Origin of the sequence: Klebsiella pneumoniae subsp. pneumoniae HS11286 (assembly GCF_000240185.1) — a bacterium.
GTDB classification, from domain to species: domain Bacteria; phylum Pseudomonadota; class Gammaproteobacteria; order Enterobacterales; family Enterobacteriaceae; genus Klebsiella; species Klebsiella pneumoniae.
This window is the reverse complement of the sequence record NC_016845.1, coordinates 555,679-570,768: the sequence shown is the minus strand read 5'-3', so window position 1 is coordinate 570,768 and position 15,090 is coordinate 555,679. Positions and strand designations below refer to the sequence as shown.

The 15,090-nt window shown below is 61.0% G+C and carries 11 protein-coding genes; 5 read left to right on the top strand and 6 right to left on the bottom strand.

Annotated features, from left to right (window positions below; translation table 11 throughout):
- Positions 1-20: 20 nt before the first annotated feature.
- Positions 21-1,034, bottom strand: a complete 1,014-nt coding sequence (locus KPHS_05290) for a putative NADH-dependent dehydrogenase (RefSeq protein ID YP_005224829.1) — start codon at positions 1,032-1,034, stop codon at positions 21-23.
- Between the two features lie 46 nt (positions 1,035-1,080).
- Entirely contained in the window at positions 1,081-3,021 is a 1,941-nt protein-coding gene (locus KPHS_05280) for a putative acetolactate synthase large subunit (RefSeq protein YP_005224828.1), read from the bottom strand.
- Positions 3,022-3,105: 84 nt separating this feature from the next.
- Between KPHS_05280 and KPHS_05270 the strand changes: the two genes are divergently transcribed.
- From KPHS_05270 to KPHS_05250, 3 genes are all read left to right on the top strand, one after another.
- Positions 3,106-3,267 (top strand): hypothetical protein, encoded by a 162-nt coding sequence (locus KPHS_05270; protein ID YP_005224827.1) that lies wholly within the window; start codon positions 3,106-3,108, stop codon positions 3,265-3,267.
- Between the two features lie 259 nt (positions 3,268-3,526).
- Positions 3,527-5,440, top strand: coding sequence for a 5-dehydro-2-deoxygluconokinase (locus KPHS_05260; RefSeq protein ID YP_005224826.1), 1,914 nt, complete (start codon positions 3,527-3,529; stop codon positions 5,438-5,440).
- 151 nt (positions 5,441-5,591) lie between these two features.
- A complete protein-coding gene (locus KPHS_05250; protein ID YP_005224825.1) occupies positions 5,592-6,449 on the top strand; it encodes a putative helix-turn-helix protein in 858 nt (285 codons plus the stop codon).
- Between the two features lie 1,103 nt (positions 6,450-7,552).
- Here KPHS_05250 and KPHS_05240 read toward each other — a convergent pair.
- Both KPHS_05240 and KPHS_05230 read right to left on the bottom strand, forming a co-directional pair.
- On the bottom strand, positions 7,553-8,362 hold the full coding sequence (locus KPHS_05240) for a 5-deoxy-glucuronate isomerase (RefSeq protein YP_005224824.1): 810 nt from the start codon (positions 8,360-8,362) through the stop codon (positions 7,553-7,555).
- A gap of 18 nt (positions 8,363-8,380) precedes the next feature.
- On the bottom strand, positions 8,381-9,886 hold the full coding sequence (locus KPHS_05230) for a putative aldehyde dehydrogenase (RefSeq protein ID YP_005224823.1): 1,506 nt from the start codon (positions 9,884-9,886) through the stop codon (positions 8,381-8,383).
- A 350-nt stretch (positions 9,887-10,236) separates the two neighbouring features.
- On the opposite strand from KPHS_05230, the gene KPHS_05220 reads away from it, so the two are divergent.
- On the top strand, positions 10,237-11,058 hold the full coding sequence (locus tag KPHS_05220) for a TIM barrel protein (protein YP_005224822.1): 822 nt from the start codon (positions 10,237-10,239) through the stop codon (positions 11,056-11,058).
- A gap of 98 nt (positions 11,059-11,156) precedes the next feature.
- Positions 11,157-12,659: an ATPase gene (locus KPHS_05210; RefSeq protein YP_005224821.1), complete on the top strand. Its 1,503-nt coding sequence runs from the start codon at positions 11,157-11,159 to the stop codon at positions 12,657-12,659.
- Between the two features lie 48 nt (positions 12,660-12,707).
- Here the strand turns inward: KPHS_05210 and KPHS_05200 are convergent, their stop codons facing one another.
- A complete protein-coding gene (locus tag KPHS_05200; RefSeq protein ID YP_005224820.1) occupies positions 12,708-13,790 on the bottom strand; it encodes a putative transmembrane protein, transport in 1,083 nt (360 codons plus the stop codon).
- On the bottom strand, positions 13,790-14,887 hold the full coding sequence (locus tag KPHS_05190; protein YP_005224819.1) for a putative transmembrane protein, transport: 1,098 nt from the start codon (positions 14,885-14,887) through the stop codon (positions 13,790-13,792). Before KPHS_05190 ends, KPHS_05200 begins: the two co-directional genes overlap by 1 nt.
- Positions 14,888-15,090: the final 203 nt, after the last annotated feature.

Below are 15,090 nucleotides of genomic sequence, written 5' to 3'. Positions count from 1 at the left end.
GTTCCGTCAGCAAAACGCGCTTAACGTTTGTAGAATGCCGGGCACTCAGGCAGCGTCACCTCAACCGGCTCGCTGGTTCCCTGCGCTTTAATGCAGGCGTCCGCCGCCACCGACGCCGCGTAGCCGTCCCAGGCCGACGGGCCGTGCAGCTGGCCGGCTTTGACGTCGTTGATAAAGGCCTGCAGCTCGACGTCGTAGGCTTTGATAAAGCGGTCTTTCCAGTCGGTGAGAATGGCGGTCGACAGGCTGGCGGACTTGCGCATCTGGACGGCAGACGGCTCCGGCAGACGGGCAATCCCGGTTTCGCCGACCACTTCGCACTGGATGTCATACCCGTACTGGCAGTTCACGAACACTTCGACGTCGATCAGAGTGCCTTTTTTGGTTTCAAAGGAGACGATCTGCGGATCTTTCAGGCGCGCATGGGTGTGCGAGGTGGAGCGCGGGAAGCGCACCTGCACGGAACGGTAGTCATCGTTCAGCAGCCAGCGCAGCACGTCCAGCTCGTGGATCAGGGTGTTGGTGATCGCCATATCGGTGGTGTAGTTCTCGCCGACCGACTGGTTGCGGTGGGCGCAGCGCAGCATCAGCGGTGCGCCGATATCGCCATCGTCGATCACTTTTTTCAGCGCCAGATAGCCTTCGTCGTACGGGCGCATAAAGCCAACCTGCACCAGACGACGGCCGGCCTTCATTTCGGCATCGACGATGCGGCGGCAGCCTTCCGCAGACATCGCCAGCGGTTTTTCGCAGAATACCGGCTTACCGGCGGCGATGGCGGCCAGGGTGTACTCTTCGTGGGTCGGGTCCCAGGAGGTGACCAGGATGGCATCGACATCGCTGGCGTTAATCACGTCGTGACCGTCGGCGTAGACTTCCGCCTGCACGCCCGGCAGCGCGACCGCCGCGCGGGCGTTGTCGGCATTGATATCAGACACCGCCACAACGGTGGCGCCCTGCAGAACCTGGGTGCAGCGACGGATGTGTTCTTTACCGATAGCGCCAGCGCCGATGACACCTAATTTGAGCGACATAATGGTTTTCTCCGTAAGTCTGTAGGATTCAGAGTGGATGTTCGTTTTAGTAATCACGCGCCTGGGCGCGCTTTTCATTAATCATTTGCGCCACCTTGCGGATCCGTTCAGAGAGCGCCGTCTGGGCGACCCCAACGTTCCACCAGCTGCCGTATTTGTGCACCATGGTCTTCGGCAGCACTTTAATATCAATCAGAGTGCTGACCGTTTCGCGACGGGCGGCGTCCAGCGCGTGGCGCAGTTCGTCCAGGGTTGTGACGCGCCAGGTTTTGCAGCCGTAGCCGGCGGCGATGGTGGCGAAGTCCACCGGCACCAGGCCGCCCTGCAGCTGGCCGGTTTCCGGCTGACGGTAGCGGAACTCGGTGCCGAAGCTGTCCATCCCGTGCTCCATCTGCAGGTTGTTGATGCAGCCGTTGGCCATGTTGTCGAACAGCACGACGTTGATCTTCGCCCGCTCCTGCAGGGAGGTGACCAGCTCAGAGTGCAGCATCATGAACGAGCCATCGCCGACCAGGGAGTAGACTTCGCTCTGCGGCTGCGCCAGCTTCACGCCCAGCGCGGCGTTGACTTCATATCCCATGCAGGAGTAGCCGTACTCCACGTGGTAGGTGTTTTCCGCGCGGTTGCGCCAGACGCGCTGCAGATCGCCTGGCAGGCTGCCCGCCGCCGCGACGATCACCGCCTCGGCCGGCAGCGTTTCATTCAGTACCCCAAGGACGCTGCTCTGGGTCAGGGTGGAGTCGGTGATCTGGCGGAACTCGCGATACACCGATTCACGATCGAGATGATCGTCGATCTCCGGCACAAAGGATTTCTCCTGCCACACCGCCTGGTAGACGCGCTGGGTCTCTTTTAACTGACGGCTCTGCACGCTCTCGATCTGCGCGCCCCAGCCGGCCTGCCAGCCGCTGTCCGCCAGCGCCGCGTCGAGAGCGGTCATCGCTTCCCGGGCGTCCGCCAGCATGGCAATGCCGTCCAGCTTCCAGGCGTCGAAGTTGCTGACGTTAATATTCAGGAAACGCACCTCCGGGTGCTGGAAAATCCATTTCGAGGCGGTGGTAAAATCGCTGAAGCGGGTGCCGACGCCGATCACCAGGTCGGCCTCTTTCGCCAGCAGGTTCGCCGCCAGGCAGCCCGTCTCGCCGACGCCGCCGACGTTCAGGGGGTGAGACGAGACCACCGTCCCCTTCCCGGCCTGGGTTTCGGCGAAGGGCACCCCGTAGCGCTCGGCGAAACGGGACAGCGCTTCGCCCGCGCCGGAGTATTTCACCCCGCCGCCGCAGACGATCAGCGGTTTACGGCTGGCTTTGATGGCCGCCACGGCGTCCGCCAGCTGCGCGGCGCTGGCCGGGCGCCGGTCGAGACGGTGCACGCGGCGCGCAAAGAAGGATTCCGGGTAATCCCAGGCTTCGCCCTGCACATCCTGCGGCAGGCACAGCGTCACCGCGCCGGTTTCCGCCGGGTCGGTCAGGACGCGCATGGCGTTGATGCAGGCGCTCATCAGCTGTTCCGGGCGGGTAATGCGGTCCCAGTATTTGCTGACTGCGCGGAAGGCGTCATTGGTGCTGATGCTGAGATCGTAGCTCTGTTCAATCTGCTGGAGCACCGGATCCGGCTGGCGGGTGGCGAAGACATCGCCCGGCAGCAGCAGCAGCGGAATGCGGTTGGCGCTGGCGGTGCCGGCGGCGGTGATCATGTTGGCCGCCCCTGGACCGATGGAGGAGGTGCAGGCGATAATCTGCCGGCGCAGGGCCTGGCGGGCAAAACCGGTGGCCGCGTGGGCCATCCCCTGCTCGTTGCGCCCCTGATAGACGCGCATATCGCCGCTGTCCTGCTCCAGCGCCTGCCCCAGCCCCAGGACGTTGCCATGGCCGAAAATCGCGAAAATGCCTTTCACGAACTTCAGCTCTACGCCATCCACTTCCAGGTACTGGTTATCGAGGAACTTCACCAGCGCCTGCGCCGTTGTCAGTCTCAGTTTGCCCATGATGCACAATCCTTATTGTTCAGTATTTGTGTGTGGCGTCGCGCCGATGCCGCCGGGGCCGTCGTTCACGTCACTGGAATACCTGTGGATTATAGGCAAACATTTTTTTCATTAAATACAAATACAGAAGAAATATTTCATTTTGCGAGAAGGATCAAACTCTCTACCCATTTCATACGTTTCACTTACATTCCAGACACGTTTTCGGGCCCTTTTTTGCCGCACCAGACGGCAATATCCCCTTAAAAATCATAGGTAAATGGATGCCATTTGGCGTTTCATTTTCCCCCGGGTCGACAGAGGGGGCGATCCGCGCTCGCGCGAGGCTCAGTGCGGCAGAGTGGTAGATCCCTCACACTTTTGGTTTTTTAATTTCGAACGAGTTTGCAAATGAAATATTTATTTCTCAAACTAAGGGTAACCAATAACCCTCAGGCTGTTCACGGAGTCGACGTCGGGATCCCGACCCTTCCAGGCAGCAGACACCAAAAAGGAAATCCTAGCTATGAATGCAGCAGTAAAGCGGCTCGACGTCATCTGTATAGGTCGGGTGGCCGTCGACCTCTATGCCCAGCAGATTGGTTCGCGGCTAGAAGACGTTGCCAGTTTCGCGAAATATCTGGGCGGCTCCTCCGGCAACGTGGCCTTTGGCACCGCGATTCAGGGGCTGAAATCGGCCATGCTGGCGCGCGTTGGCGATGAACACAACGGCCGTTTCCTGCGCGAAACGCTCAACCGCGCCGGGGTGGATACCGAGTATCTGATTACCGACAAATCTCGCCTGACCGCGCTGGTGATGCTGGGGATTAAGGATCAGGAGACCTTCCCCCTGATTTTCTACCGCGATAACTGCGCCGATATGGCCTTAACGCCTGACGACATTAGCGAGGAGTATATTGCCTCCTCCCGGGCGCTGGCGGTGACTGGCACCCACCTGTCGCACGCCAACACCCGCGCCGCGGTGCTGAAGGCGCTGGAGTACGCCCGCCGTCACGGCCTGCGTACCGCTCTGGATATCGATTACCGTCCGGTGCTGTGGGGGCTCACCTCGCTCGGCGATGGCGAAACCCGTTTCATTGAGTCCGGACCGGTCACCAGCCAGCTGCAGGAAGTGCTGCATCTGTTCGATTTGGTGGTGGGAACCGAAGAAGAGTTTCATATTGCCGGGGGCAGCACCGATACCCTGACCGCGCTGAAAAATGTGCGCAATGCCACCAAAGCCACTCTCGTCTGCAAGCGCGGGCCGATGGGCTGCGTGGTGCTGGAAGGCGACATCCCGGACAGCTGGGACCAGGTGCCGCTACAGCAGGGCGTGCGCGTGGAGGTTCTCAACGTGCTGGGCGCCGGGGATGCCTTTATGTCGGGTCTGCTGCGCGGCTGGCTCAACGACGAAGGCTGGGAGCAGGCTTGCCGTTACGCCAACGCCTGCGGGGCGCTGGTGGTCTCCCGCCACGGCTGCGCGCCGGCGATGCCGACCAAAGTCGAACTTGATGACTACCTGCAGCGCGCCGAATCGGTGCCGCGCCCGGACGTCGACGAGCGCCTCAACCACCTGCACCGGGTCACCAGCCGCCGTCAACAGTGGCCGGAGCTGTGCATTTTCGCCTTCGACCATCGCAAACAGCTGGCCGACCTGGCGCGGGAGACCGGGCGCGACGAAGCCTGCATTCCGCAGCTCAAACTGCTGTTGTTGGCCGCGGCCGAAGCGGCGGCGCAGGAGGCAGGTCTCGATCAGCGCAGCGGCATTCTGGCCGACGGCACCTACGGCCAGCGTGCGCTCAACGCCATTACCGGCAAGGGCTGGTGGATCGGGCGCCCTATCGAACTGCCCAGCTCGCGACCGCTGCGTCTGGAGCATGGCAACATCGGCTCGCAGCTGATCGACTGGCCGCTGGAGCATGTCGTCAAATGCCTGGTCTTCTATCACCCGGACGACCCGGCGGCGCTGCGTGCAGAGCAGGACGCCCTGCTGCTCGAGGTCTGGCAGGCCTGTAACAAGTCAGGCCATGAACTGCTGCTGGAGGTGATCCTGCCGGAAAATGGCCCGGACAAAGACGAGCGCCATTACCACACTATGCTGGAACACTTTTATCAGCTGGGGATCAAACCGGACTGGTGGAAGCTGCCGCCGCTCTCCAGCGCCAGCTGGCAGCAGATCACCGCCCTTATCGAGCGCGAAGATCCGTGGAGCCGCGGGATCCTGATCCTCGGGCTTGACGCCCCTTCCGACAAACTGCGCGCCGGTTTCGCCGAGGCGGCCGCACACCCGATGATCAAAGGTTTCGCCGTCGGGCGCACCATCTTTGGCCAGCCGTCGCGGCGCTGGATGCAGGGTGAGCTCAGCGATGAGGCCCTGATAGAGGAAGTGAAACGCAACTACCTGACGCTCATTGGCTACTGGCGCGAAGCCCGCCGCTGATCCCCCGACGCCCGTCTCCGTCACCTTGCGGAGCGGGCGTTTTTCTGTTTCTTCGTGAAATGAATCGCGTATTTCGTCGCAATAAATGAAAAATTCGCTTCATTTGGTACACTGGAAGCCATATTCCTTCCATTTTCTCAGAGCGCACTCTATGGCCAATAACCCAACACAGCTGACCATCCTGCAGGATGAAATCAGGCGTCGCTACGATACGTTAAGCAAACGCCTGAAACAGGTCGCCCGCTATATCCTTGATAACAGCAATAGCGTGGCTTTCGATACCGTGGCCTCCATTGCGCAACAGGCGGATGTTCCCCCTTCCACGTTGATTCGTTTTGCCAACGCCTTCGGCTTCAGCGGCTTTAACGAAATGAAACAGATGTTCAAGCAACATTTGATGGAAGAGACCGCCAACTATACCGAGCGCGCCCGTCTGTTCCGCCAGACCACCAGCGATGAGTCCAGCCCGCCGGAAACGCCGACGGAAATCCTCAATATGTTCACGATGGTGAACAACCAGGCGTTGCAGCAGCTGGCGATGCAGACCTCCAGCGATGATCTGGAGCGCGCGGTGGCCCTGCTGGGCGAGGCGGAAAATATTTACGTCATTGGTCTGCGCCGGTCGTTTAGCGTCGCCTCCTATCTGACCTATGCGCTGCGTCACCTCGATCGCAAAGCCTTTCTGATCGACGGCCTCGGCGGCATGTTCACCGAGCAGCTGAGCCTGGTCGGTCCGAAAGACGTGGTAGTGGCGGTGAGCTTCTCGCCGTACGCGCGGGAAGTGGTCGAGCTGGTGGAGCTGGGCGCGCAGCGCAAAGCGCGGCAGATCGCCATTACCGACAGCCAGGTCAGCCCGCTGGCGGCCTTCAGCGATGTCTGCTTTGTGGTGCGTGAAGCGCAGGTGGATGGCTTCCGTTCGCAGGTTGCTTCCCTGTGTCTGGCCCAGACGCTGGCGGTCTCGCTGGCGCTGAACAGCAGCCAGGAGTCCGAGGCCAAGCAGAAGGCGTGAGATAGGCTGCCTGGCGTTTGTTACTCGGCGGCGCAGTATAGGCTTACGGAAGGATGCCGTAGGCCGGATAAGGCGAAGCCGCCATCCGGCACAAAGGCAGGTATGGCGCCGGAGGTGTCCTGCCCGGCGGCGCTGCGCTTGCCGGGCCTGGTGTATAGGGACTTACGGGAGGATCCCGTAGGCCGGATAAGGCGAAGCCGCCATCCGGCACAAAGGCGAGTATGGCACCGGTGGTGCCCTCCCCGGCGGCGCTGCGCTTGCCGGGCCTGGGGTATATGTGCCTGCGGGGTGCCGGAGATAATGTTATTGGTATGCAACTCTATTAATCCGGGTAAAGCGTTTGTCGCATGTGATTTCAGCGCACATTGCGCTCCCGGTTAATCGTCTGCGTTATGCCTGGCATGGCGCAGGGAGCGCACAGGGGGCGGCCAGTCGCCGCCGCCCCCTGTACCCCCGGGCTCCGGCCAGCAAAATCGCCGCTACGCGGTCCCTTCGACTTATCCCTGCAGGCTTCGGGTCGGGCCGAGGCAGCGTCCGTGCAAAACACGGCCCTCAGCCCGCATCCATGCGGGCTGCCCCGGCCTTCCGGGAACGTCTCAGCGATTTTGAGGCCGTCAGCACCGGCAGTTTCAGCAACAATGGTGAATAAATTAACGGCAGGTCGCATGAACCGTATGCCGGGCAAGGCATGAGCCGCCGCCCGGCATAAAAGCAGCACCGTGCCTGCGGTCATCGCCCGGCGGCGCTGCGCTTGCCGGGCCTACGGTATAGGAGCTTACGGGAGGATGCCGTAGGCCGGATAAGCGTAGCGCCATCCGGCACAAAAACGGGTACGGTGTCTGCGGTGTCCTGCCCGGCGGCGCTGCGCTTGCCGGGCCTGGGGTATAGGAGCTTATGGGAGGCTCCCGTAGGCCGGATAAGCGTAGCGCCATCCGGCACAAAGGCGGGTATGGCGCCGGAGGTTCCTTCCCGGCGGCGCTGCGCTTGCCGGGTCGGGAGTGGGATTCCGCGGAGCGTTTCGCGAAAAAACATCTGCCGCCCTCAAACAGGAAGGCCGGTTAGCATCGCTAACCGGCCTTCTTTATCCGCTTCTGCACCGCACGTCAGTCGTGGCGCGGGTACTCCGGCGTGTTGATCCAGGCGTGGTCATCTTCCCAGGTGAACAGCCATTTCCGGTCCGGCCCGGCCATCACGTTCAGATAGTAGCTATCGTAACCGGCAATCGCTGCCACCGGATGGTAACCGCGCGGCACCATCACCACATCGTGGTTGTAGGGCGCCATACAGGCGTCCAGGCTGCGGTCGTCGGTGTAGACCCGCTGGAAGGCAAAGCCCTGCGGCGGATCGAAGCGGTGATAGTAGGTTTCTTCCAGCTGCGTCTCTTTGCCCGGCTGGGCGGTATCATGTTTATGCGACGGCCACGAACTGGTGGCCCCCTCGTCGGTGTAGACTTCCACCACCAGCAGGCAGTCCGCCTCGGCGCTGTCCGGCAGAATATTATGCACCCGACGCTGGTTGCGCCCTTTCCCACGGTGCTCTACCCCGACGTCTTCCGGCCGAATGAGGCGTGCCGGGAAGCTGCCTTTGCCCGGCGCGCTGCATACCGCCAGCTCCAGATCGGAATCGGCAGTCACCTCGACTTTATCCTGCGGCGGGATGTAGACCGACCACGGCGGGGTGCGTTCAAACGGCGACATCCGTTTACCGAGATTCGGGAAATCGGCATGTTGCGTTTTCACCGACGCCAGCCCGGCGACCAGCACCAGGCACAGCTCGCGATCGCCGCTCTCCAGCGTCACGGTCTGCCCTTTTTTCAACATCCAGACATCAAAGCCGATATAGCGCCAACCGGCGCTTTGCGGCGTAATATGCTGGATCTGTCCCTCTTTTCGCGATTTAGCCAGTAACGACATGGCGCTCTCCTTCGCCGATTAACCTAACGTCGGCATGCTGAATTCAGATACGGTCTGCTGCCCTGCCGGCCAGCGTACGGTGGCGGTCTTCATACGCGTGTAGAAGCGCACGCCGTCCGGCCCATGGACGTTCAACGCGCCAAACACCGAGCGCTTCCAGCCGCCGAAGCTGTGGAACGCCATCGGCACCGGGACCGGCACGTTCACCCCGACCATCCCCGCCTGCACGTCGTGGACGAATTCACGCGCGGTGTGGCCGTTGCTGGTGAAAACGGCGCTGCCGTTGCCAAACTCGTGGCTGTTGACCAGCTCAAGGGCGCTGTCATAGTCCGCCGCGCGCACAATCCCCAGCACCGGGCCAAAGATCTCTTCGCGCCAGATGGTCATCTCCGGGGTGACGTGATCGAAAAGGGTGCCGCCGACATAGTAGCCCGCGTCGTAACCCGGCACGCGCAGTTTGCGGCCATCGACCACCAGTTTTGCCCCTTCGCTTTCGCCTTTATCAATATAGCCGAGCACTTTTTTCTGGTGGGTATCAGACACCACCGGTCCCATCTCGTTCTCTTCCTGGCCGCGCATGCAGCCCGGGCCTACTTTCAGCGCTTCCACCAGCGGCTTCAGGCGGGCGATCAGTTTGTCGGCGGTTTCATCTCCCACCGCCACCACCACCGGCAGCGCCATGCAGCGCTCGCCTGCGGAGCCAAAAGCGCCGCCCATAATGGCGTTAACGGTAGCGTCGAGATCGGCATCCGGCATCACAATCGCGTGGTTTTTGGCGGCGCCGAAGGCCTGCACTCGCTTGCCGTGGGCGCTGGCGGTCTTATAGATATACTCCGCCACGCCGGAGGAGCCGACGAAGCTCACCGCCGCAATACGCGGATCAGTGTACAGCTGCTCAGCATCTTCATTGCTGCAGTGCACGACGTTAAACACGCCGTCCGGCAGACCAGCCTCTTTCAACAGCTCTGCCAGACGCACAGCGGCCGTCGGCGCCAGCGCGGGCGGCTTGAGGACGAAACTGTTGCCGCAGGCCAGCGCCAGCGGGAACATCCACATCGGCACCATCGCCGGGAAGTTGAACGGGGTGATCCCTGCCACCACGCCCAGGGGCTGCATCAACGAGTAGCTGTCGACGCCGGTGCCGACGTCAGAGGAGTATTCGCCTTTAATCAGGTGCGGGATCCCGCAGGCGAATTCGACCACTTCCATACCGCGGGTCAGCTCGCCCAGCGCATCCGACCACACCTTACCGTGCTCGCTGACGATGATCCCCGCCAGCTCTTCCACGTGCTGCTCCAGCAACATTTTGAAGTTGAACAGCACGCGGGCGCGGCGCAGCGGCGTGGTACGGGACCAGCTGTCAAACGCATCGCGAGCAACCTGAATCGCCTCGGAGACTTCCTGCGCGGTTGACACCGTGACTTCGCGCACCGCTTTGCCCGTCGCCGGGTCATACACCGGCATCGTTTCGTTGCTGCTGCTGATAACGGTTTTCCCGCCAATAAAGTTTCCTGTGATCGTCATGTTCTCGCCTCATAGTGAAGGGGGCCAGCGCACACCGGCCCGTCGCTGATTCTGCTGTGCTATAACCGTAGTAAAATGAAATTTATATTTCAACATTGTTGTGAAATGAAATTTCATTTTGGTGATAACAGTCGCATTTTGCGCTAACCGGTCGCCTGTGCGCTTCCCGCATCGCGCCTCGTTGCCCTCGACGCCAGGCTTCCCGCCGCTGTCGCGCCGGTAGTCGGTGCCGGTGATATTTTGCGAGACAGCTCAAACATTCATCATTTCCATTCTTGCTAATTTTGGAATAAACGTTTTGACTGTTAGCCAATTGAACGAACCTACCCCTCTTCCGTCAGGAGTGTCCTATGGCCATCGCAATGCAACGTTTTTGTATTAACCGCAAAATCGCGCCAGCGCTCAGCATTGAAGCGTTTTTCCGTCTGGTGAACCGTCTGGGCCTGAATAAGGTCGAGCTGCGCAACGATTTACCCAGTGGAAAAGTGACCGACGATCTGAGCCATCAGCAGGTGCGCGAGCTGGCGGCGCGCTACCACATCGAGATCCTGACGATTAACGCGGTCTACCCCTTTAACCGTCGTAGCGAAGAGGTGCGGCAGTTGACCGAATCGCTGCTGAAAGAGGCCCAGGCCATCGGCGCCAAATCGCTGGTGCTCTGTCCGCTCAACGACGGCAGCGAGGTGCCGGCCAGCGAAACCCTGGGCGCCCTGCGCGACCTGGCGCCGCTGTTCGCCTTCTATGGCATCCACGGCCTGGTGGAGCCGCTGGGCTTCCCGCAAAGCTCGCTGCGTTCTGCACATCAGGCGCAGACGCTGATCCACGACGCCCGCGTGCCGTTTAAGCTGCTGCTCGACACCTTCCATCACCATCTTTACCCGCAGGCGGCGGACGAGTTCAGCCAGGTGGAGGTGGCGGATATCGGGCTGGTGCACCTTTCAGGAGTGGACGATAGCCGTCCGCGCGAGCAGCTCACCGATGCCGAGCGCATCATGCTAACCCCGAAGGATCGTCTCGGCACCTGCGAGCAGGTTAAAGCGCTGGAAGCCCGCGGCTATCAGGGGGTGTACGCTTTTGAGCCCTTCGCCCCCGAGCTGGCGCAATGGAGCGAAGCGGATATCGAGCGCGAAATTGAGCAGAGCATCGCGCTCATCCAGCGCCACTGCGCCTGAGACCCTCACGGTACAGCGTGCGCGGCGCGTGACGATTTTCCCAACGCCGGACGACGAGGTTGCCTATAATCGTCGCAGGATAAATGGAGGAATCGACCATGAGCTCACCCCTGTTGATTGCGCGCACGCTGGATAACGCGCTCTATTTACTGCCCGCGATGGCCAACCGCCATGGGCTTATCACCGGTGCGACCGGCACCGGTAAAACCGTCACCCTGCAGAAGCTGGCTGAGTCGTTCTCGGAGATTGGCGTGCCGGTATTTATGGCCGACGTCAAGGGCGACCTGACCGGCATTGCCGCCGCGGGGCAGAGCTCAGAGAAACTGCAGGCGCGGCTGGAGAAGATCGGCGTCAGCGACTGGGAGCCGCATGCCAACCCGGTGGTGCTCTGGGATATCTTTGGCGAGAAGGGCCACCCGGTGCGGGCGACGGTTTCCGATCTCGGCCCCCTGCTGCTGGCGCGCCTGCTCAATCTCAACGAGGTGCAGAGCGGCGTACTGAACATTATTTTCCGCATCGCGGACGACCGCGGCCTGCTGCTGCTCGACTTCAAAGACCTCCGCGCCATCACCCAGTTTATCGGCGATAACGCCAAGTCTTTCCAGAACCAGTACGGCAATATTAACAGCGCCTCGATCGGCGCCATCCAGCGCGGGCTGTTGACCCTGGAGCAACAGGGCGCCGAGCACTTCTTCGGCGAGCCGATGCTGGATATTGCCGACTGGATGCGCGTCGATGCCAGCGGTAAAGGGGTGATCAATATCCTTAGCGCCGAAAAGCTCTACCAGATGCCGAAGCTGTACGCCGCCAGCCTGCTGTGGATGCTCTCCGAGCTCTACGAGCGCCTGCCGGAAGCCGGCGACCTCGATAAACCGAAGCTGGTGTTCTTCTTCGATGAGGCGCATCTGCTGTTCAACGACGCGCCGCAGGTGCTGCTGGATAAAATTGAACAGGTGATCCGCCTTATCCGCTCCAAGGGCGTCGGCGTCTACTTTGTCTCGCAGAACCCGGCGGATATTCCCGACGCCGTGCTCGGCCAGCTGGGCAACCGCGTGCAGCATGCCCTGCGCGCCTTTACGCCGAAGGACCAGAAGGCGGTGAAAACCGCCGCCCAGACCATGCGCGCCAACCCGGCCTTCAGTACCGAGCAGGCGATCCAGGAGCTGGGCACCGGCGAGGCGCTGATCTCCTTCCTCGATGAGAAAGGCAGCCCGTCGGTGGTCGAGCGGGCGATGGTTATCGCCCCCTGTTCGCGAATGGGGCCGGTCAGCGATGACGAGCGCAATGGTCTGCTGAACCACTCTCCGCTGTACGGTAAGTATGAGGAGGAGGTGGACCGCGAGTCGGCTTTCGAAATGCTGCAGCAAGGGGTGCAGGTCGCCACCGGGCAGCAGTCGGCTCCGCCGGCGAAGGGCCAGCAGAACGGCGATGACGACGGGCTGCTTGGCGGCCTGAAAGATATCCTGTTCGGCAGCACCGGCCCGCGGGGCGGTAAACGCGACGGTATCGTGCAGACCGCAGCGAAAAGCGCGGTTCGCCAGGTCACCAATCAGATCGTCCGCGGCATGCTGGGCAGCCTGCTGGGCGGACGCAAGCGCTAAAAAAAAGCCCCCTCATCGCTGAGGGGGCTTACGTTTCAGGCTTACCCGCTAGGCCTTGCGCATCATCAGCCAGAGGCTTATCAGGAAGAAGCTGGCGCTCGGCAACAGCGCGCCGATGATCGGCGGTATGCCGTAGACCAGGGTCAGCGGGCCGAAAATCTGGTCGAGGACATAGAAGATAAAGCCGAAGCTAATCCCCGTCACCACCCGCACGCCCATCGGCACGCTACGCAGCGGGCCAAAGATAAACGACAGCGCCATCAGCATCATCACCGCCACCGACAGCGGCTGGAAGATTTTGCTCCACATATTGAGCTGGTAGCGTCCCGGATCCTGGCCGCTGGACTTGAGGTATTTCACATAGTTGTGCAGCCCGCTGATCGACAGCGCATCCGGATCCAGGGCAACCACGCCCAGTTTGTCCGGCGTCAGGTTGGTTTTCCAGGTGCCGCTCACCATCTGCGACCCGGTCACCTGCTTTGGATCGGTCAGGTCGGATTCATCCACCTGCGACAGACGCCACACTTTATTTTCGCTATCGAATTTTGCCGAAGCGGCATAGCGCACCGACTGTAAACGACGCTCCGGGTTGAAGGCATAGATGCTGACGCCCCCCAGCTCATCGTTGCCTTTTACGCGTTCGATATAGACAAAGTTGTGGCCATCTTTCGCCCACAGCCCCTGCTGGGTTGAGAGCAGCGAGCCGCCGTACATCTGCTGGGCACGGTAGTTGCGCGCCATCTGTTCGCCCTGCGGCGCCACCCACTCGCCGATGGCCATGGTCAGCAGCACCAGCGGGATCGCGGTTTTCATTACCGCCAGCGCTACCTGCAGCCGGGTGAAACCGGATGCCTGCATCACCACCAGTTCGCTGCGCTGGGCCAGCATCCCCAGCCCCAGCAGCGCGCCAAGCAGCGCCGCCATTGGGAAGAAGATCTGGATGTCCTTCGGCACGCTGAGGATGGTGTAGAGACCAGCGCCCAGCGCATCGTAGCTGCCCTGCCCGGACTTTTTCAGCTGATCGACAAACTTGATAATGCCGGAGAGCGACACCAGCATGAACAGGGTCATCATGATGGTGTTGAAAATCGTCTTACCGATATAACGGTCAAGTACGCCAAACGCCTGCATCAGGCCGCTCCTTTATTAAAACGGGCGCGGAAGCGGCGCATCGGCACCGTGTCCCACAGGTTTAACAGCACCGCCAGCGCAAAATAGAGCAGGTTAATCGCCCACATCCAGATAGCCGGGTCCATTTTGCCTTTGCCGCCGTTCGACTTAATCGACGTTTGCAGCAGGAAGAACACCAGGTAAAGCAGCATCGCCGGCAGCATCGACAGCACGCGGCCCTGACGCGGGTTCACCACGCTGAGCGGCACCACCATCAGCGCCATAATGAAGACGGTCGCCACCAGCGTGAAGCGCCAGTGCAGTTCGGCGCGCGCGCGGTCGGTGTGGGTTTTCCACAAGGTGCGCATATCCATCTGTTCGGTGTCGTCCGGATCGGCGCTCACCGCCTGGTGGCCGATAATAGCCTGATAGTTATTGAAGTCGGTAATGCGGAAGTCGCGCAGCATCGCGGTGCCTTCAAAGCGGGTGCCCTTGTTGAGGGTCACCACCTGCGAGCCGTCTTTCTGCTGCGACAGCTCGCCGGAATCCGCCACTACCACCGAGGGGCGCGCATTGCCTTTCGGACGCAGCTGGGCAAGGAAGACGTCATGGAAGCGGTTGCCGTTGACGCTTTCGATAAACATCACCGCGTTACCATCGCTGGCCTGCTGGAACTGGCCCTGGGCCAGCGCCGCCATACCGGGGTTAGCTTTAGCTTCGGCCAGCACCTCGTCCTGATGGCGCGACGACCACGGCCCCGCCCACATAACGTTGACCGCCGCCACCGCGCCAGTGAACAGCGCAAGGATCATCGCCGCCTTGATCAGCACGGCTTTGCTCAGGCCGCAGGCGTGCATCACCGTAATTTCACTTTCGGTGTACAGCTTGCCGAGGGTCATCAGCAGGCCAAGGAACAGACTTAACGGCAGGATAAGCTGCGCCATCTCCGGGATGCCGAGCCCCAACAGCGAGAGCACCAGATTGGTTGGGATATCGCCATCCACCGCGGCGCCGAGGATCCTGACTAATTTCTGACAAAAGAAAATCAGTAACAGGATGAATAGGATCGCCAACTGGCTTTTCAGCGTCTCACGAACCAGATATCTTATGATTATCACTATAAATACGCCCGTAAAAACCCGTTTTAGTGCAGGAAAATTGCTTGTTTCATGGCTTAAACGTCATTTATTCTCTTTGGTCGTCGAAAACGTCGCTAAGATTAAATGACTCATCGGTTCTGCATGTCAGGATCTTTTCTGACGAACCCAGGCCTTAATAACGTTAAGATTAACACGAAGTCACCGCAACAGCGGATATGAGT

What these genes read in the sequence shown, in the direction of transcription:
- KPHS_05290 (YP_005224829.1), bottom strand. Translation starts at nt 1,034, where the DNA reads ATGTCGCTCAAATTAGGTGTCATCGGCGCTGGCGCTATCGGTAAAGAA.
- KPHS_05280 (YP_005224828.1), bottom strand. Translation starts at nt 3,021, where the DNA reads ATGGGCAAACTGAGACTGACAACGGCGCAGGCGCTGGTGAAGTTCCTC.
- KPHS_05260 (YP_005224826.1), top strand. Translation starts at nt 3,527, where the DNA reads ATGAATGCAGCAGTAAAGCGGCTCGACGTCATCTGTATAGGTCGGGTG.
- KPHS_05250 (YP_005224825.1), top strand. Translation starts at nt 5,592, where the DNA reads ATGGCCAATAACCCAACACAGCTGACCATCCTGCAGGATGAAATCAGG.
- KPHS_05240 (YP_005224824.1), bottom strand. Translation starts at nt 8,362, where the DNA reads ATGTCGTTACTGGCTAAATCGCGAAAAGAGGGACAGATCCAGCATATT.
- KPHS_05230 (YP_005224823.1), bottom strand. Translation starts at nt 9,886, where the DNA reads ATGACGATCACAGGAAACTTTATTGGCGGGAAAACCGTTATCAGCAGC.
- KPHS_05220 (YP_005224822.1), top strand. Translation starts at nt 10,237, where the DNA reads ATGGCCATCGCAATGCAACGTTTTTGTATTAACCGCAAAATCGCGCCA.
- KPHS_05210 (YP_005224821.1), top strand. Translation starts at nt 11,157, where the DNA reads ATGAGCTCACCCCTGTTGATTGCGCGCACGCTGGATAACGCGCTCTAT.
- KPHS_05200 (YP_005224820.1), bottom strand. Translation starts at nt 13,790, where the DNA reads ATGCAGGCGTTTGGCGTACTTGACCGTTATATCGGTAAGACGATTTTC.